Source organism: Photobacterium sp. DNB22_13_2, from assembly GCF_052873915.1.
This window is the reverse complement of the sequence record NZ_JBNNXU010000001.1, coordinates 501,565-519,530: the sequence shown is the minus strand read 5'-3', so window position 1 is coordinate 519,530 and position 17,966 is coordinate 501,565. Positions and strand designations below refer to the sequence as shown.

General features: G+C 47.1%; 14 protein-coding genes. 5 read left to right on the top strand and 9 right to left on the bottom strand.

Features of this window, described 5'->3' with window-relative positions:
- Positions 1 to 496: 496 nt before the first annotated feature.
- Complete coding sequence (fadR, locus tag ACVA58_RS02195; protein ID WP_446508817.1) at positions 497 to 1,348, top strand: fatty acid metabolism transcriptional regulator FadR; 852 nt, start codon at positions 497 to 499, stop codon at positions 1,346 to 1,348.
- Between the two features lie 113 nt (positions 1,349 to 1,461).
- Here the strand turns inward: fadR and ACVA58_RS02190 are convergent, their stop codons facing one another.
- From ACVA58_RS02190 to ACVA58_RS02180, 3 genes are read right to left on the bottom strand one after another with little or no spacing between them, the layout of a single operon-like run.
- Entirely contained in the window at positions 1,462 to 2,991 is a 1,530-nt protein-coding gene (locus ACVA58_RS02190; RefSeq protein ID WP_446508816.1) for a SpoVR family protein, read from the bottom strand.
- A 23-nt stretch (positions 2,992 to 3,014) separates the two neighbouring features.
- Positions 3,015 to 4,286 carry a YeaH/YhbH family protein gene (locus tag ACVA58_RS02185; protein WP_446508815.1) on the bottom strand — a complete coding sequence of 424 codons (1,272 nt, stop codon included), beginning with the start codon at positions 4,284 to 4,286 and terminating at the stop codon, positions 3,015 to 3,017.
- A 33-nt stretch (positions 4,287 to 4,319) separates the two neighbouring features.
- Positions 4,320 to 6,254 carry a PrkA family serine protein kinase gene (locus tag ACVA58_RS02180; protein WP_255040057.1) on the bottom strand — a complete coding sequence of 645 codons (1,935 nt, stop codon included), beginning with the start codon at positions 6,252 to 6,254 and terminating at the stop codon, positions 4,320 to 4,322.
- 575 nt (positions 6,255 to 6,829) lie between these two features.
- On the opposite strand from ACVA58_RS02180, the gene ACVA58_RS02175 reads away from it, so the two are divergent.
- A complete protein-coding gene (locus ACVA58_RS02175) occupies positions 6,830 to 7,210 on the top strand; it encodes a VOC family protein (protein ID WP_446504814.1) in 381 nt (126 codons plus the stop codon).
- Positions 7,211 to 7,309: 99 nt separating this feature from the next.
- On the opposite strand, the gene ACVA58_RS02170 is transcribed toward ACVA58_RS02175, so the two are convergent.
- Positions 7,310 to 8,185 carry a D-hexose-6-phosphate mutarotase gene (locus tag ACVA58_RS02170; RefSeq protein ID WP_446508814.1) on the bottom strand — a complete coding sequence of 292 codons (876 nt, stop codon included), beginning with the start codon at positions 8,183 to 8,185 and terminating at the stop codon, positions 7,310 to 7,312.
- Positions 8,186 to 8,585: 400 nt separating this feature from the next.
- The gene (gene gap, locus ACVA58_RS02165) at positions 8,586 to 9,581 is read right to left on the bottom strand and encodes a type I glyceraldehyde-3-phosphate dehydrogenase (RefSeq protein ID WP_446508813.1); all 996 of its coding nucleotides are present in this window, start codon (positions 9,579 to 9,581) and stop codon (positions 8,586 to 8,588) included.
- A gap of 347 nt (positions 9,582 to 9,928) precedes the next feature.
- Here gap and msrB point away from each other — a divergent pair, with 347 nt between their 5' ends.
- Entirely contained in the window at positions 9,929 to 10,342 is a 414-nt protein-coding gene (gene msrB / locus ACVA58_RS02160) for a peptide-methionine (R)-S-oxide reductase MsrB (protein WP_446508812.1), read from the top strand.
- Between the two features lie 98 nt (positions 10,343 to 10,440).
- Here msrB and ACVA58_RS02155 read toward each other — a convergent pair whose 3' ends face one another.
- Entirely contained in the window at positions 10,441 to 11,253 is an 813-nt protein-coding gene (locus ACVA58_RS02155) for a DUF2989 domain-containing protein (protein WP_446508811.1), read from the bottom strand.
- 196 nt (positions 11,254 to 11,449) lie between these two features.
- On the opposite strand from ACVA58_RS02155, the gene ACVA58_RS02150 reads away from it, so the two are divergent.
- Complete coding sequence (locus ACVA58_RS02150) at positions 11,450 to 11,758, top strand: YeaC family protein (protein WP_446508810.1); 309 nt, start codon at positions 11,450 to 11,452, stop codon at positions 11,756 to 11,758.
- A 25-nt stretch (positions 11,759 to 11,783) separates the two neighbouring features.
- On the opposite strand, the gene ACVA58_RS02145 is transcribed toward ACVA58_RS02150, so the two are convergent.
- From ACVA58_RS02145 to sppA, 3 genes are all read right to left on the bottom strand, one after another.
- On the bottom strand, positions 11,784 to 12,452 hold the full coding sequence (locus ACVA58_RS02145) for a glutathione S-transferase family protein (RefSeq protein WP_446508809.1): 669 nt from the start codon (positions 12,450 to 12,452) through the stop codon (positions 11,784 to 11,786).
- Between the two features lie 130 nt (positions 12,453 to 12,582).
- Positions 12,583 to 13,593: an asparaginase gene (gene ansA, locus ACVA58_RS02140; protein WP_446508808.1), complete on the bottom strand. Its 1,011-nt coding sequence runs from the start codon at positions 13,591 to 13,593 to the stop codon at positions 12,583 to 12,585.
- Positions 13,594 to 13,682: 89 nt separating this feature from the next.
- Positions 13,683 to 15,533 (bottom strand): signal peptide peptidase SppA, encoded by a 1,851-nt coding sequence (gene sppA, locus ACVA58_RS02135; protein WP_446508807.1) that lies wholly within the window; start codon positions 15,531 to 15,533, stop codon positions 13,683 to 13,685.
- Between the two features lie 311 nt (positions 15,534 to 15,844).
- On the opposite strand from sppA, the gene ACVA58_RS02130 reads away from it, so the two are divergent.
- Positions 15,845 to 17,857: an NADPH-dependent 2,4-dienoyl-CoA reductase gene (locus tag ACVA58_RS02130; RefSeq protein ID WP_446508806.1), complete on the top strand. Its 2,013-nt coding sequence runs from the start codon at positions 15,845 to 15,847 to the stop codon at positions 17,855 to 17,857.
- The last annotated feature ends 109 nt before the right edge of the window (positions 17,858 to 17,966 follow it).

The window sequence follows — 17,966 nt, the reverse complement described above, 5'->3', positions numbered from 1 at the left end:
TTTGAAGTCCGAGAGAGGATAACCATTATGTAATTGTTTTGGTTAATTGTTCTATAGAGACCCTCTAAGCTAAAAACCATTTCCTTGATGGTGTTTAACTTAAAGCAGGCAGCAGCATCCGTTCAGCTCCCAGAGTGAAAACGTGCTAACTCTACCGCGTGATCCGTCGCAGTCAAGTGCTTCGAGATGAACTTATTTAAGATTGTGAAAATTCATCGCAAAACACGGCTTGTACAGGTATTTTCTACGTCGTTATGAAATATATGCTTACAATTTTCATTTTGCGTTGAGCTTCGTCAATTTTTAGTTCGACGAATCTTTGAGCGGAATTTTGCGTGCCATGGATATGCTCGATGCATATCATTCACATGAGTGTGCATGGTTATAAATAGATAACCGAGATACTTCTTTTGGTAATTAGGTGGGCAATAAGTAAAGACTGGTGGTATGATGAGTTAATAAAAATAGAGCAAGAAGCAACTGGAAAACTGATCAGATGGTTATAAAGGCTGATAGCCCAGCAACATTTGCTGAGAAATATATTATTGAGAGTATCTGGAATAATCACTTCCCACAGGGCTCAATCCTTCCCGCAGAACGAGAGTTGTCAGAACTAATTGGTGTTACACGGACGACTCTTCGTGAGGTATTGCAGCGTCTCGCTCGTGATGGTTGGCTGACAATCCAGCATGGTAAACCGACTCGGGTGAACAACTACATGGACACCTCGGGGCTGAGTATTCTCGATACCCTAATTACACTTGATGGCCAAGATGTTCAAGGCGTGATGGAAGATCTTCTTTCTGCACGCACAGACATCAGCAGTGTATACATGCGCTATGCCGTTAAGGGTAACCCGGAAGAATCTTCTACTTTGATTGATCATGTCATCGAAGAGTGTGAAGCCTTGTTGAAGGCTGATAGCTTCGCTGATTATATTGAACACAGTGAAGACAAAGCTGACTTGATGCAGGAAGTAAAAAAGATCGTCGATAAATATGGTAAAGACGATCCTGAGCTGTGCGAAGCTATTAGCCGCGCCCGTGCTTTCAATTACTTCGATTACCGTATGTTCCAAGGTTTGGCGACGAAATCAGGCAATACCCTGTATGTACTCACAATCAATGGTCTACGAAAAATCTATACCCGTGTCGGTGGTTACTACTTTATGTCGAGAGAAGCTTGTGAGCTTGCTCTAGAATTTTACAGAGACATGAAGTCATACTGTGATAATCGTCAGCCAGAGATGGTCGCCGATCGTATCCGTAAATACGGCCGTGAGAGTGGGGCGATTTGGTACGCTAACCGTATTGAAATTGCTCGCCACCTGTACGAAGAAGAACAGTAAGCCAAGCGGATCGCGCTGGAATAAAAAAGGAGATGCTATATAGCATCTCCTTTTTGTTTCTAAGTATTAAAAAGTATGTGGCGGTAAAACAGACAGGCAATGTGATCTTTTGATCAGATTTCCGTATTGTACTGCGCACGGTTTGGACAGGTTCCTAATATATGGGAACGGCCATCGGCGAGCTCTTCCTCTAGAGTGACGTCAAAACCCCATAGACGGTGCATATGTTTCAGAACCTCTTGGTGGCTGTCGGCTAACGGGATACGATTATGCGGCACATAGCGTAGGGTTAGCGAGCGGTCACCTTTCAGTGCGACATTCCATACTTGGATATTCGGCTCATTGTTGCTGAGGTTGTATTGTGATGAGAGCTTCTCCCTGATAGCCCGGTAACCTTCCTCATTGTGAATTGCACTGACTTCGACATAGTTATGCCGGTCGTCATCATCGACGGCAAACAACTTGAAGTCACGCATCACTTTCGGTGACAGAAACTGGCTGATAAAGCTTTCGTCTTTAAAGTTCTCCATCGCAAAGTGAAGGGTATCTAGCCAATCTTTGCCCGCAATATCAGGGAACCAGTGTTTATCTTCCTCGGTTGGGTTTTCACAGATCCGGCGGATATCCTGGAACATCGCAAAACCCAACGCGTAGGGGTTAATACCGCTGTAGTACGGGCTGTTGTAGTCCGGCTGCGCCACCACGTTGGTATGGCTATGCAAAAACTCGATAATGAAGCGGTCGGTTACCAGACCCTCATCATAGAGATGGTTGAGAATGGTGTAGTGCCAGAATGTTGCCCACCCTTCGTTCATCACTTGAGTCTGTTTTTGCGGGTAGAAATATTGGCTTACTTTCCGCACAATCCTGACCACTTCACGCTGCCATGGCTCCAATAAAGGGGCATGTTTTTCGATGAAGTAGAGGATATTTTCCTGCGGTTCTACTGGGAATCGTATTTCTGCCGTTTCGACTTCTTCCTCATGGGTAACCGGAATGGTTCGCCATAATGAATTGACCTGCGTTTGCAGGTAGTCTTCCCGGGCTTTCTGGCGTGCCTTTTCTTCAACCATAGAAATCTTCTGTGGTCGCTTGTAGCGGTCGACGCCGTAGTTCATTAATGCATGGCAGGAATCCAACAGCCTTTCAACGTCATTTACGCCATATTTTTCTTCACACTCGGTGATGTATTTACGGGCAAACAACAAGTAGTCGATGATGGAACTGGCATCTGTCCATGTCTTGAATAAATAATTACCTTTAAAGAACGAGTTATGACCATAGCAGGCATGGGCCATAACAAGCGCCTGCATTGTGATGGTATTCTCTTCCATCAGATATGAAATACAGGGATCAGAGTTGATCACGATTTCATAAGCGAGGCCCATTTGACCGTGTTTGTAGCCTCGTTCGGTTTCGATGAAGCGCTTACCAAATGACCAGTGATGGTAGTTGATAGGCATACCAATACTGGAATAAGCATCCATCATTTGTTCGGCAGTGATGATCTCGATTTGGTTGGGGTAGGCATCAAGCCGGTAGTGGTCGGCTACCCGCTTGATTTCCTTGTGGTACTGATCCAACAAATCGAATGTCCAATCTGGACCGTCACTGAGTGTTTTTGATTTAGCGACTGTCTCCATAGCACATTCCCCCTAAAGCGACGTTAACTGACTTGCTTTTTAAAAAGCTCCCGGAATACAGGGAAAATGTCTTCCACGCTCCTTATGTTCTGCATCGCAAAGTTACTGTGGCTGGCTTGTAGTGCCTCATATTCCCGCCATAGTGTTTGGTGTGCCCGGCGTGTGATTTCGATATACGAATAGTAGCGGGTGACCGGTAGAAGCTCTTTGTTCAATAGTTCACGGCAGCCCGGTGAATCATCCGCCCAGTTATCCCCATCTGACGCTTGTGCCGCATAAATGTTCCATTCGGCAGGGGAGTAGCGTTTCTTCACTATCTCATTCATCAACCGCAGTGCACTGGACACTATGGTGCCCCCAGTCTCCTGGGAGTAGAAGAATTCGTGTTCATCTACCTCTTTGGCCTGTGTGTGGTGGCGGATAAATACCACGTCGACATTTTTATAGGTCCGGTTGAGGAACAGGTACAGCAAGATATAAAAGCGCTTGGCGATATCTTTGGTTGCCTGATCCATCGAACCGGAGACATCCATCAAGCAGAACATAACGGCTTGGCTGCTAGGCTGTGGCCGACGCTCGTAGTTTTTATAGCGTAGATCAAAGGTATCAATGAACGGTACGCTGCTAATTTTCTGGCGTAATCCCTGGATCTCGTTTTTCACCCGCTCTTCCTCGAAAGGTTGGGCTGGTTCGGTATTCATTAACAGATCCAGTGTTTTCTCAAGCTCACGAAGCTGGCGACGTTTAGCGGCGGTCATTGCGGTACGTCGAGCCAGAGAATTCTGGAGCGATTTTACAATGGCAATATTGGCCGGTACGCCGGAAGACTTGAAGCCCGAGCGGAACGTCTTCCATTCAACAATTTTGTTGAGCTGGTTTTTCTCAAGGTTTGGCAGCTCTAAATCTTCAAAGAGTAGATCGAGATATTCATCTTTGGAGATTTGGAACACGAATTCATCCTGGCCCTCACCATCGGGGCTAGCCTGTCCTTCACCGGCTCCGCCTTGCCCGCCCCCTCCTTGGGGGCGTTCAATGCGATCTCCGGGGCTGAACTGGTCATTGCCCGGATGGACAACTTCACGTTGTCCACCACGGCCTTGGTGAAAGCTTGGCTCGCGGATGTCACGGTTTGGAATAGTAATATCCTCACCGCTTTCCACATCGGTAATCGAGCGTTTATTTACCGCGTCAGCAATAGATTCTTTAATCTGTTGCTTGTGACGACGCAAGAAACGCTGACGGTTTACCGTGCTTTTGTTTTTACCGTTGAGCCTGCGGTCTATAAAATGCGCCATAAGCTCTCCCCTTATTCATCCCAACCATTCAGTTTATGAAGACTTACGAACGCGCAGGTACCACTCAGAAAGTAGGCGGACCTGTTTGCGGGTGTAGCCTTTCTCCATCATACGAGCAACGAAGTCGTCATGTTTCTTCTGCTCATCCGTTGATGTTTTGGCATTGAATGAAATAACTGGAAGTAGCTCTTCGGTGTTAGAGAACATTTTCTTCTCAATAACCGTGCGCAGCTTCTCGTAACTGGTCCAGTTCGGGTTCTTACCTGCGTTGCTGGCACGAGCACGGAGCACGAAGTTGACGATTTCGTTTCGGAAATCTTTCGGGTTACTGATCCCGGCTGGCTTCTCGATTTTCTCCAACTCGTTGTTCAATGCTGAGCGGTCGAACAGCTGGCCAGTTTCTGGGTCACGGTATTCCTGATCTTGGATCCAGAAGTCGGCATAGCTGACATAGCGGTCAAAGATATTCTGGCCGTACTCAGAGTAAGACTCGAGATAGGCGGTTTGAATTTCCTTACCGATAAATTCAACGTATTTCGGCGTTAGGTAGCCTTTGAGGAATTCAAGGTACTTCTCAGCCAGCTCTTGAGGGAATTGCTCACGCTCAATCTGCTGCTCAAGCACATAGAAGAGGTGAACAGGGTTGGCCGCCACTTCTGAATGATCGAAGTTGAACACCCGTGATAGGATCTTGAACGCGAAACGGGTTGATAGTCCGGCCATTCCTTCATCGACACCGGCATAATCCCGGTATTCCTGATAAGACTTGGCTTTCGGATCGGTATCTTTGAGTGTTTCGCCGTCATAGACACGCATTTTCGAGTACAGGCTCGAGTTCTCTGGCTCTTTCAGGCGCGAAAGCACAGTGAAACGGGCCAGAATTTCCAGCGTGCTTGGCGAGCAAGGTGCTGCTGATAGTTCACTGCTTTGCAGGAGTTTTTCGTAGATGCGAATTTCTTCTGAAACGCGTAAGCAGTATGGAACCTTAACAATATAGACTCGGTCCAAGAATGCTTCGTTGTTCTTATTATTACGGAATGTCTGCCACTCAGATTCATTGGAGTGTGCCAAGATAATGCCGTCAAATGGTAGGGCTGAAAGACCTTCGGTACCGTTGTAGTTACCTTCCTGCGTTGCGGTTAGCAACGGGTGGAGCACTTTCAATGGTGCCTTGAACATCTCGACGAATTCCATCAAACCCTGGTTAGCCTTACACAGTGCACCTGAGTAGCTATAGGCATCTGGATCGTCTTGGGCAAAATGTTCAAGCTGACGAATATCAACTTTACCCACCAGAGATGAGATATCTTGGTTGTTTTCATCGCCTGGTTCTGTTTTGGCGATACCAACCTGATCAAGAATGGATGGACGTACTTTCACAACCTTGAATTTAGTAATATCGCCACCAAATTCATGAAGGCGCTTAGCAGCCCAAGGAGACATGATGTTGTTAAGGTATCGTTCGGGGATACCGTATTCTTTCTTGAGGATATCTCCATCTTCAGTTTTATCGAATAGGCAGAATGGATGGTCGTTTACCGGACTGCTCTCGCCATTGGCTGTTAGTACATAAACTGGAACCTTCTGCATTAGGCTTTTAAGTTTTTCAGCCAGAGATGATTTACCCCCACCGACAGGACCTAATAAATAGAGGATCTGTTTACGTTCTTCCAAGCCCTGCGCGGCATGTTTTAGATAGGAGACGATCTGCTCAATCGCTTCCTCCATGCCATAAAAATCTTCAAAGGTTTTATAGCGGGAAATTACGCGATTAGAGAAAAGGCGGCTCAAGCGCGGGTCTTGAGCGGTGTCAATCATTTCGGGTTCGCCAATAGCCATCAACAGACGTTCTGCTGCGTTGACATAAGCGCTTCGATCGTTACGGCAGATCTCAAGGAACTCTTGCAATGAAAGCTCTTCATCCTTGGATTCTTCATAGCGTTGACGATAGTGGTCAAAAATACTCATGGTATGCCCCCTGAATCGTTCTTTAATCAATTAGAAAGGACGAAAACACAAATCTTTCACATCCCCCACATCTTAAGACTAGACCTAACTGATTAAAGTGCTTGACTGAGTTGTTGGTTTATAAACTAAATTTCCTTTTTCGATGTTCCTTACAAGCTGAATAAATTTTGCTCATTTGTTTACTATCCTCCTATAAATCAGGTTCTGCAAGAGGGTATGTTTAAAAAAAATCACAAAAATGTTGATGTGTTGTGACTTATCCTGCTTGTAAAAATAGACAGTCATAAATGGTGAAATTTATTTCCATTACAGAGTTATTTACTGAATGTAAAGGATTTCATTGTTCCAAACGGGTAACAAATGATGCGCTGGCTAGTGCATGATGGCTTTTTTGCAAAATGACGGATTTACAAGGCTGATTTTTGCAAAAAAGCGGGAAATCCAAAGCAATTATGTGGTGATGTTTTGGTCTGGCTTAAGTGTCAAAAATTTGCGATAAGGAGTTATTTTGAGAGCTAAATCAAAAACTCTGGCTTAAGATAAAAAAGTGCCGATATTTGGGGGGAGCCTAATTAATGAGTATTTCTCGTGTTGATACTGTTTCGATCCCGGTGTCTGATCAAAGCCAGTCATTGACGTTTTATCGTGATGCACTGGGCTTCGAGCTGATACGTGACCACCAAGCGGATAAGCATAAGCGTTGGATCCAACTGGCACCGAAAGGGGCAGAGACCACAATAAGTTTGGTGATGCCTTTTGGTGGGATGAAAGCCGGATCTGTACAGGGGCTGGTGGTGCAAACAGATGACATTCACTCGACTTATGATGAGCTCTCAAGTCGTGGTGTGTCGCTGTCGGAGATTGTCACTCTGATTGGTGGTCGTTTTGCGACCTTTGCAGACCCTGATGGTAATGGCTGGGTACTTATTGAAGCTAACTCGCAGATGCTAGCTTGATGTATTACAGCCGGGTCGTGAGCGCGAAAAGATACCTGCCGGCAAACTGCCGTACAGGTATTCAATATGCTGATTTACATGCCAGCCCTGCAGTGGTTGTTAGCGTTTTACACTGACTTCCGTGGTAAGTGTATGCATCTCACCTGGCGCTAGGGTTATGCTCTGGCTGTTATGGATGGTTGACTCAACACATACCATGGTTTCAAAGCTGTTGTTGGCCATGTCACCCATGCTTTCTGACAGTGCTTGCCACGGATTCCAGATCACCGCGGCATTGTGGCCGCTGTTGGTGACGGCAAGTTTACGGCTATTACCGTCATGGATCATTACCGTTGGCTCTGGTTGGGTATAGACGCTATCTACTTCACCCTCAAAGCTCAGTTTCTCGCCACCTTGGCTGAGTTGCCCTGCTTGGGTACTGTCTGCATACTCGCTGCCCATTTGGGTTACGTGGGTATCATGGATATTTGCGACACTGAAATAAGTGTGCAGCGCACCTGAGAAGCTCCACGCCGTATCATCCGTATTGGTCGAGGTTAGCGAGACTTTTAGGGTTGTACCGATTTCGAAGGTCAGCACATTGTGGAATTTATGCGGCCAGATAGCGCGGGTTGCTTCTGAGTCGGACAGTGTCAGGGCGATAATAACGCCGCTGTCATTTTCACGGTGCTCCTGAAGAGTCCATTCACTGTTACGGGCGAAACCGTGTGATGGTGCTGCTGCTTTGCCAAACCAAGGCCAGCAGACAGGAATTCCCCCACGAATCGCCTTGGCTGTATCGAATTCAGCTTTTTCGCTCAGCCAAACTACGTCTTCTTCGCCTCGTGGTTTGAACCAAATCAGGTGCCCGCCATGAAGAGAAATACCGGCCTCTGCTTGGGCATGGTTGATTCTTACTATCTTGATCCCTTGGTGTTCACAGATGGTGACAGCATCCGATAAGGCTGCCACTGTTGGAAGAGTATTGAAATCCATCAGACTATCCTTTGGTTGTAGCAATGTATAAATAATTGCCACTTTGACGTAAAAGTAACAGTTATTTATATACTTATTTTTGTTTAATAATTAAGTGTCACTATTAAAAAATATTTGTTAAATTTGTAATTATTTTTTAGCTGGGATTTGTTGCTTCTAAGCCTTGAGACATTAAGACTGAGCAGGGCAAGCCATTGATCATATCATTGCTTTAAAAAATGATTGTTTCAAGGCTGATACTGCACTAATGAGTAACCCTAATAATTAATTATCTCACACCGAGAACAGGGGGGGTTGTAACCAACAAGGTTTATCAAAACTCTATGTTGCTTGGTATAAGCCAGATACAAAAAAGGCGACACCGTAGCGTCGCCTTTTATTATCTAGCTAAAAGCTTACATTACTTAGAAATGTGAGCGATTAGGTCTAGAACTTTGTTTGAGTAACCGATTTCGTTGTCGTACCAAGATACAACTTTAACGAATTTGTCAGTCAGAGCAACACCAGCTTTAGCATCGAATACTGAAGTCTGAACTTCACCGATGAAGTCTTGAGATACAACTGCATCTTCAGTGTAACCAAGAACGCCAGCCATTTCGCCTTCTGAAGCAGCTTTCATAGCAGCACAGATTTCGTCGTAAGAAGCAGCTTCTTTAAGGTTAACTGTTAGGTCAACAACAGAAACGTTAGCAGTTGGTACGCGGAAAGCCATACCAGTTAGCTTGCCGTTTAGTTCTGGAAGAACAACGCCTACAGCTTTAGCAGCACCAGTTGAAGATGGGATGATGTTCTGAGAAGCACCACGACCACCGCGCCAGTCTTTAGCAGAAGGACCGTCAACAGTCTTCTGAGTAGCAGTAGTAGCGTGAACAGTAGTCATAAGACCAGATTCAATGCCCCACTTGTCGTTAAGAACTTTAGCGATTGGCGCTAGGCAGTTCGTAGTACAAGAAGCGTTAGAAACGATGTCTTGACCAGCGTAAGAATCTTGGTTAACACCCATAACGAACATTGGAGTTGCGTCTTTAGATGGACCAGTAAGAACTACTTTCTTCGCACCAGCTGTGATGTGCTGACGAGCAGTTTCGTCAGTTAGGAAAATACCTGTTGCTTCAGCAACAACGTCAACACCGATTGCATCCCACTTAAGGTCAGCTGGGTTACGCTCTGCAGTTACGCGAACTGTTTTGCCGTTAACGATTAGGTTACCACCTTCAACTTCAACAGTACCGTTGAAGCGGCCGTGAGTTGAATCGTACTTAAGCATGTAAGCCATGTACTCAACGTCGATTAGGTCGTTGATACCAACAACTTCGATGTCGTTACGCTCTACAGAAGCACGGAAAACAAAACGTCCAATACGGCCAAAACCGTTAATACCTACTTTGATAGTCATTACAGTTGCTCCACAACTTAATTTCTAATGAAAGATAACTGGTAGTAAAATTACAGAATATAACGTGACCCTGCAAGTGAAAAACGAACTTAAATTGCGTGAGGTCAAAAAAAAGTTCGGATCTTTTTTACATTCCTACTACAACGCTGCAAATTTGTACAGAAGTTGTATGAATATCAATCATAGCTGTTATTAACTTTTAATATCAACACGAAGCCCACCCAAAATATGCTTAAATGAGCAGTGAAGATGTAAAATCCTTTCGAGCAGAAAGTATGTGCCACAGTTGACGTAAATGGCAACCATTTTTCAGATAGATAACGTGAAAATTCAATGAAGGGAATATAATGTCAGTTAAATCAAACTCTTATTGGCGTGAAAAGCTGTCGGAAGAGCAGTATCACATCTGTCGGGAACAAGGAACGGAGGCGCCCTTCTCGGGCAAGCTACTGCACAACCGTGAAACCGGGGTTTATAGTTGTACTTGTTGCCAAGCCCCATTGTTCCACTCGAGCAATAAATATGATTCCGGCTGTGGCTGGCCGAGCTTCGATGCGCCGGCTGAGCGTGATGCGATTCGATATATAGAGGATAACAGCCATGGCATGCACCGGATTGAGATCCGCTGTGCTCAGTGCGATAGTCATCTTGGTCATGTTTTTCCCGATGGGCCAAAAACCACCGGGGAGCGGTATTGTGTTAATTCAGTATCTTTAATTTTTAATAACGAGAGTATGGATACCGAGACGCAGGGTGAGTAGTCATCCGTTGGATACTCATACCAATGTCCAACGCGACGCCCTGCATCCGATACGGGGCGTCGTTGCGAAATGCCTAATAGCCTCTTTACTGATTGGCGCTACTCAACCATGCTGGCGCTGAAGTCACCGTCATAAAGAGCCTGGGCAATCTTCTCTGCCTGGCCATTCAATTCATTACGTCGCTCGTCGCTCATCGGGTAGAACGCATTTAATTTGTCCTGGTTAGCAACCGGCATTGCTAACGCCCCTCCGACCTTAGCCCATAGATAGGCTTGTTCCGTGGCGCCTTGCTGATGAGATAAAGTAGCCAAGCCTTGAAGGATTTCTGGCTTTACCTTCGGTTGGCGAGAATATAGCTCAAGCGCCCGTTTGAGCAGGCGGATGGTTTTCTCTTGATCCTTTGAGGTATAGAAGGTGGCTAACGCCAACTGCATCTCCGGGGTTTCCATTTCAGAAGACCCCTCGAGCCTCAAGAATTTTCGCAGTGCCCCTTTATCTCCTTGGCTCCAACGGAAATATAGAATTTCAGGATCGTTCGATTCAGCAAGCTCTTCGTTGAGCCGCTTAATTGAGTCATAGGCACTGAGCATGGCTTGTGTGCGGTGGGTTTTACGCTCTTTCAATTCCGTGGGCTCGATCCGGGCTGCATACTCAAGGCACTTTTGGTAATCGTAGGTATATTGCAGCTCTTTAAATTTTTCTTTGTCGGTTGGATCTTTCAACACATCGTATCGTTGCCAAATGAGGTTGACCCGTTGCAGGCGGCACTGACCATCATTGAGGTTGGTATCGGCACAAAGCTGCGGCTCTGCCTGACATAAACTGTCGGTCGAGCGATGGCGTTCAAAGCAACCACTAAGGAATGCAATGCTGGCCAGCAGTAGGATAAGTTTTAACGTGGCTTTTCTCATTTGGCTTTTCAGTGACTTCGGTAAAGGTGATCTTAACTAACGAGTTTATCAAAAAAGAGATAAAAGATTGCGGCGGGCCGCCGGTTTTCAGCAGTGTGATCCCCCAAGCAGTTTATCGACGTATCCTTGGCGAGCTTTAATAGAAACTGTTATTACTGCGGGCAACGACAATATTAAATGGAAAAAGTGAATCGCGATGGATCTTGAAACTTTGCTCAACGCCATGACCCCAGAAGTGTACCAACGGCTAGCAACTGCAGTTGAAACGGGAAAGTGGCCCGATGGAACGGCCTTGACCCCTGAACAGCGCGACTCTTCAATGCAGGCGGTAATGTTATACCAGTCACGTCACAATGCCGATGCTGCCCACATGACGGTTGAAAAAGGGGGAGAGATAAAATTTAAATCGAAGGCAGAGCTGAAAAAGGAATTTGCAAGCGACAATGCCGCAAGCGCTGAAATGACGGCAGACGATATTGCTCGCTTTGACCACGACCAACTTTGAGTTGTAGCTCCATACACTAGCTGCACTATTTGATGCTGGCGAGTACCACGGGCGGGCAATAGAAGCCTGATAACTCGTGGTCTTCCTCGCCAACCAGATTGGCAACCCAGGGCTCTTGCTCAATACGCGATAGGTAGCCTTCTAACCGCGGGTAATGCGAAAACCTCAACCCTGCCATCCAACCACTCCGTAATACGCTCCATAAGCTTATTTCTGCCATCGACAGGTGATTACCGATGTAATCTTGTTCTGGTAGCTGCTCTTCTAGGTATTGTATTGCCCTTGGTAGGTGAATTTCGAGGCATTGCTCGACGGCTTCTTCATCGACATCTTTATCCAGCATCTTGCCCCTGAGTATTTTTTGGTAGAACAATACCCCGCCAATGAGCGATGTGAGGCGGGTATCGGCATACTCTTCCAGCCAACGGATTTTGGCTCTCGTGATCGCATCTCCGGGGTACAACGGCGGGACAGGGTATTGGTCGTCCAGATAATGGGCAATAACCGTGGAGTCCATGATGCTGTGTTGCTCAATTTCCAATACGGGAACTTTTCCCAACGGGTGGCGCTTTTGGGCTAGTTCTTTTTCGACATAGGGATTAAGCGGCTGCAGCTCATAGGTGATCCCTTTATAGGCAAGGGCCAACATGATTTTTCTGACAAAGGGTGAAATAGAGGAGCCATGTAGGATCATAATGTACGTACGGCCTTTCGCTGACAGGAATAGTCAAAGTGTAGCCGAGTTGCTGTTTATGCGGGAAGAACTAGAAAAAACGGCAGCCAATGGCTGCCGTTTATATTTATTTTTGTCGCGAGATTGAGGATTAGAGCGTTAGCTCGCCTCGCAAATCTTGTTGCATTAGACTGCGTACGTTTTCTACTGGTAGATCTTGGCTCAGAAGGAAATGTAGCTTGGCCAGTGCGGCCTCTGGCGTCATGTCATATCCACTAAGGACACCGGCATCGGCAAGGGCACAGCCTGTTGCATAGCCGCCCATGTTGACCTTACCTGATAGACATTGGGTAAGGTTCATCACGATAACACCACGCTCGCTCGCTTCTTTTAGCTGATCCAGCAATTCTTTGTTCTGCGGGGCATTCCCCACACCAAATGTCAGCAGGATCATGGCATTGACTGGTTGGCGGAGGGTATTGCGGATTACCTCTGGTGAGATCCCCGGGTACATGGTGATCACGCCAATCGGTTGAGGTGTGATGTTATGAACCTTGAAAGGCCCTTCGGGCTTTTTGTCGATTTCAACATTATTCGTTTGAATGTTGATACCGGCTTCTAGCAATGGCGGTAGGTTTGGTGAAATAAAGGCACCGAATCCGTCTGCATGAGCTTTCGTACTGCGGTTACCACGGATCAGTTTGTTATTGAAGAACACAGTGACTTCATTGATCGGGTAGTTTGCCGCGACGTGAAGGGCGTTGAGTAGGTTACTCTGGCCGTCAGAGCGCAGCTCCGCAAGCGGGATCTGCGATCCGGTGACAATCACTGGCTTGTCGAGGTTTTCGAACATGAAAGACAAGGCTGAGGCGGTGTATGCCATGGTATCCGTACCATGCAAGATCACAAAACCGTCGTACTTGTCGTAGTTCGCTTTAATATCATCAGCAATGCGCTGCCAATCCGCTGGCGTCATATCCGACGAATCGATCAGGGGATCGTATTCGTGGATGGTGAACTTTGGCATTTCTGCACGATGGAATTCTGGCATGCTTTCCAATTGCTGTTCCATAAAACCAGCAACTGGTACGTAGCCATGGTCTGACTTCTGCATACCAATTGTGCCGCCAGTGTAGGCGATGTAAATGTGTTTTCTTTCCATATGAAGGTACAGAATTATCGGTTTGGTGGGCGCATTATACGGGGTATGTAGCGTAAAAAAAGCCCGGCGACGCCGGGCTGATCTCACTTTTATAGATCTGGGCAATTTACGCAGAAGGAATATTGCCCTTTTGGATCATTGAAGTTACCAAGGGTAGAAAGGTCTGTTACAACTTTTTGTGTAACTGGCTGCATAGCTTCTGGCAACTCTCCCCAGACTAACTGGTGGAAGAATACCTTGGCTTCAGAGCTGAATTGCTGCATGAACATCTCGGCTGTACTCAATGGCTTGGCCATCCAGCGAACCTCATAGTCTTCACCCAGTGTAGCCAGTTCTGCAGCACTGGTGATGGCATCATCAAAGTCCCCGAGTTCGTCAATCAAGCCAAGGGCTAAGGCATCTTTGCCTGTCCATACTCGACCTTGTGCAACGCTATCTGCTTGCTCAAGGGTCATGCCTCGGTATTGGCTGACCAAGCCGATAAAACGCTGGTAACCGTTTTCGATACCAAGCTGGAAAATGTCGGCAATGCCTTGCGGCAACTCGCGGGTAACACCTACTCCAGTGAATGGGGTTGTGCCAACACCATCGCTGTAGATCCCCATTTTTTCCAACCCATTCTCGAAAGTGGTCAGAATGGCAAAGATGCCGATTGAACCGGTGATCGTGGTTGGCTGGGCCATGATTTTGTCAGCAGAGGCCGAAATCCAGTAACCGCCAGATGCCGCGACACTCGACATTGAGACCACAACTGGTTTACCTGCCGCCTTCAGGGCATCAACTTCATTGCGGATCACTTCAGAAGCAAAGGCGCTGCCACCTGGACTATCGACGCGAAGGATAACCGATTTCACTTTGTCATCAAGGCGAGCTTCACGCAGCAGGGCTGCTGTTGTGTCGCCACCTACGTTACCTCTCTGTTGGGTGCCATCCATGATGGCACCACTGGCTACCACAACAGCAATTTGGTTGTCGCTCGGTAGCTGGATATCACCAATTGTTGGCTGGTAATCGTAGTAGCTAATTTGGTTGAAGCTGTGATCGTCATTTTCACCAAAGGCATCCACAAGCTGCTGGCGAAGTTGCGGGCGGTTGACCAGTTCATCGACTAAGCCCATCTTTTTACTCAGCTTGGCAAAGTCACCATCGACACTTTTCAGCTCGATTACAAACTGCTCAAGCTCTGGTGTTAGTGTGCCGGCTACAATCTGGCGGTTACTGGCAACATCAGAAGTGTAAGCCCCCCAAAGCTGGTTGAGCCATGCGGTGTTTGCCTCTCGGGCTTCGTCAGACATACCGTCCAAGGTGTAAGGTTCGACGAAAGATTTGTAGGTACCGACACGGAAGACATGGGTGTTGATGTCCAGTTTCTCGAACAGGCTCTTGTAGTAAAGGGTGTAGGTGCCATAACCGGTTAGCATCACACCACCATCAGGTGACATGAAGATTTTATCGGCGTAGCTCGACAGGTAGTACTGGCTTTGCTTGTAATGATCGCCAATAGCATAGACCGGTTTGCCTGATTGTTTGAATTCCTCTAGCGCTTTGGCGATATAACGCAGCTTGGTCAGGTTAGTCTCTTGCATGTCACGGAGATTGAGGACCAGTCCTGTAATACGCTCGTCAGTGGCTGCGGTACGCAAGGTGTCGACAATGTCGAACAACACGTTTTCTTGCGTCTGTTCATTACCAAAGGCACTGCTGGTGAGGCTATCTAGCGGACTTGTATTGGTCCGTTGTTCGACGATTGGCCCTGAAAGGTCTAAGACTAATGCTGCCTGCTCCGGTAACTCTGGTTCTTTACCGCTTTCGGTAAAGGCAAAGAAAAGCGCACCGATGATGATGAGGAAAAGTAGGTTGATGATCAGCTGGCGAGTAAAGCTGATTAGTTTCCATATCCAACGGAAGAGTTTTCCAATTCCTTTAAAGATCACTTTCATGAAGGTTCCTGATTTTTCGCAAGGGCCAGTGGCCTGCTTCTTTCATTATTTATAGAAGATTGGACGTAATAATACTGATTTAGTTCTATATGCTAACCGACTAATCAAGGAATTACAGTAAGTAATAGAATTAGGTGAAAGACTTAACCAACAAATGCGTGATAGTCATCAGTAAAATGATGACGGAGTATTTTTATACAAAGAGTTAGATCTAAATCAATATATTGTTGCGTTTATGTAAACGATTGTTTGAAATATGTTTGACTGCTTCGTATACTGGTCAGACCATAACAACATAAAGAATGGAAGCCATGGACGATAAATCTTACCCTCATCTGTTAGCGCCGCTAGAGCTTGGTTTCACTCAATTACGTAATCGTGTGTTGATGGGATCGATGCATACTGGTCTGGAAGAGTCCCGTGATGGATTCAAAAAGTTGGCGGCTTTCTACGCAGCCCGGGCCAAGGGCGGTGTCGGTCTCATTGTTACCGGCGGTTTCTCACCGAATTTCCGCGGTCGTCTTCACCCACTAAGTGCTGAATTTAGTTCGGGTCGCGCCGCCAGGGCGCACCGTGTGATCACCGATGCCGTGCATCAAGAGGGTGGGAAAATAGCCTTGCAGCTGCTCCATGCTGGTCGTTATGCCATGCATCCTTTTGCCGTCAGTGCTTCGGCAATTAAGGCGCCTATTTCAAAATTTACGCCCAAAGAAATGAGTACCCGACAAATAAATAAAACCATAGAGGCCTTTGCCCGCAGTTCGGAGTTGGCTCGAGAGGCGGGGTATGACGGAGTCGAATTGATGGGGTCGGAAGGGTACCTAGTCAACCAGTTTATCTGTAAACGATCGAATCACCGTTACGATGAGTGGGGCGGCAGTTATGAAAATCGTATGCGCTTCCCCCTTGAATTGGTCAAGGCGGTACGCGCACGGGTTGGTCGCGATTTCATTATTGTTTTCCGCTTGTCGATGCTCGATTTGGTTGAACAAGGCAGTACTCACGAGGAAGTGGTGTTGCTTGCCAAGCAGTTAGAACAAGCCGGTGTGACGATTCTCAATACCGGTATTGGCTGGCACGAAGCTAGGATCCCGACCATCGCTACCCAGGTGCCAAGAGCAGCCTTCGCGTGGGTGACTGAAAAGCTCAAGTCTGAAGTTTCTATTCCTTTGGTGACTTGTAACCGGATAAATACCCCACAAGTGGCTGAAGATATTCTGTCCACTGGTCAAGCCGATATGGTGTCAATGGCAAGGCCATTCCTTGCCGACCCAGACTTTGTGATGAAGGCAGAGCAAGACAGGGCGGATGACATCAATACCTGTATTGGTTGTAATCAAGCCTGTCTGGATCATGTGTTTGTTGGTAAGCGTGCCAGCTGTTTGGTTAACCCGCAGGCGTGTTATGAGACTGAGTTGATACTGTCTCCGGCGGCGGGTCAGCGCCGTATTGCGGTGGTCGGGGCAGGGCCTGCTGGCATGGCAACAGCGGTTGCAGCTGCCGAGCGGGGCTTTACCGTCGATTTATTCGAGAAAAATGACTACCTTGGTGGTCAATTCAATCTGGCGATGCAGATCCCGGGCAAAGAAGAGTTCAAAGAAACGATCCGTTATTTTAGTCGTCGTCTTGAGCAAACCGGCGTGAATGTGAAGTTAGGTCAGGCGGTCTCGGTAGATGAGCTGCAAGGCTATGATGAAGTGATTGTTGCTACCGGTGTTCAGCCGCGCCGTCCGCCTATCCCGGGTATCGACCATGAAAAGGTGGTTGATTACCAGACCTTGATCCGTGACAAGGTCGAGTTGGGTTCGCGAGTTGCGGTGATAGGTGCCGGTGGTATCGGTGTTGATGTGTCTACGATGCTGACAGAGCCTGAACACCAGAACTTGGACGACTGGCTGAAAGACTGGGGAATTGACAAGTCGATTGAACATGCTGGTGGTCTGTATCCGCATGAAGAGTATGTCAGCCAGCGGCAGGTGTGGTTGATGCAGCGTCGTCCGGGCAAAATGGGTAAGGGACCGGGTAAGACGACTGGCTGGATCCATAAGAAAGTGTTGGAAAAACGTGGCGTTGAGCTGCTCAGCGGAGTGGGTTATGACAAAGTTGATGATGAAGGGTTACATATTACTGTCGAAGGCCAGTCGCGGGTATTGGATGTAGACCATATCGTTCTGTGTGCCGGGCAGACGTCGGTGGATGAACTTTCCGATGCGCTCAAGGCCAAGAACATCAATGTCCATGTGATTGGTGGTGCCGATGTTGCTGGCGAGGTTGATGCTAAGCGGGTGATCCGCCAAGGGGTTGAGCTGGCGGCGAAGCTTTAACATCAGAAACGAGTTCCTGGATCCTAGTTCCTAGGAAGAGCAAAGCATGTTCCTTGCTCTCTAGGAACCAGAATCTAGGTTCTAGGAGCTCAACTCCATAATCCCGCGT

Bases quoted from the DNA above. Each gene is read 5' to 3' on its own strand.
- fadR (WP_446508817.1), top strand. From the start codon at position 497: ATGGTTATAAAGGCTGATAGCCCAGCAACATTTGCTGAGAAATATATT.
- ACVA58_RS02190 (WP_446508816.1), bottom strand. From the start codon at position 2,991: ATGGAGACAGTCGCTAAATCAAAAACACTCAGTGACGGTCCAGATTGG.
- ACVA58_RS02185 (WP_446508815.1), bottom strand. From the start codon at position 4,286: ATGGCGCATTTTATAGACCGCAGGCTCAACGGTAAAAACAAAAGCACG.
- ACVA58_RS02180 (WP_255040057.1), bottom strand. From the start codon at position 6,254: ATGAGTATTTTTGACCACTATCGTCAACGCTATGAAGAATCCAAGGAT.
- ACVA58_RS02175 (WP_446504814.1), top strand. From the start codon at position 6,830: ATGAGTATTTCTCGTGTTGATACTGTTTCGATCCCGGTGTCTGATCAA.
- ACVA58_RS02170 (WP_446508814.1), bottom strand. From the start codon at position 8,185: ATGGATTTCAATACTCTTCCAACAGTGGCAGCCTTATCGGATGCTGTC.
- gap (WP_446508813.1), bottom strand. From the start codon at position 9,581: ATGACTATCAAAGTAGGTATTAACGGTTTTGGCCGTATTGGACGTTTT.
- msrB (WP_446508812.1), top strand. From the start codon at position 9,929: ATGTCAGTTAAATCAAACTCTTATTGGCGTGAAAAGCTGTCGGAAGAG.
- ACVA58_RS02155 (WP_446508811.1), bottom strand. From the start codon at position 11,253: ATGAGAAAAGCCACGTTAAAACTTATCCTACTGCTGGCCAGCATTGCA.
- ACVA58_RS02150 (WP_446508810.1), top strand. From the start codon at position 11,450: ATGGATCTTGAAACTTTGCTCAACGCCATGACCCCAGAAGTGTACCAA.
- ACVA58_RS02145 (WP_446508809.1), bottom strand. From the start codon at position 12,452: ATGATCCTACATGGCTCCTCTATTTCACCCTTTGTCAGAAAAATCATG.
- ansA (WP_446508808.1), bottom strand. From the start codon at position 13,593: ATGGAAAGAAAACACATTTACATCGCCTACACTGGCGGCACAATTGGT.
- sppA (WP_446508807.1), bottom strand. From the start codon at position 15,533: ATGAAAGTGATCTTTAAAGGAATTGGAAAACTCTTCCGTTGGATATGG.
- ACVA58_RS02130 (WP_446508806.1), top strand. From the start codon at position 15,845: ATGGACGATAAATCTTACCCTCATCTGTTAGCGCCGCTAGAGCTTGGT.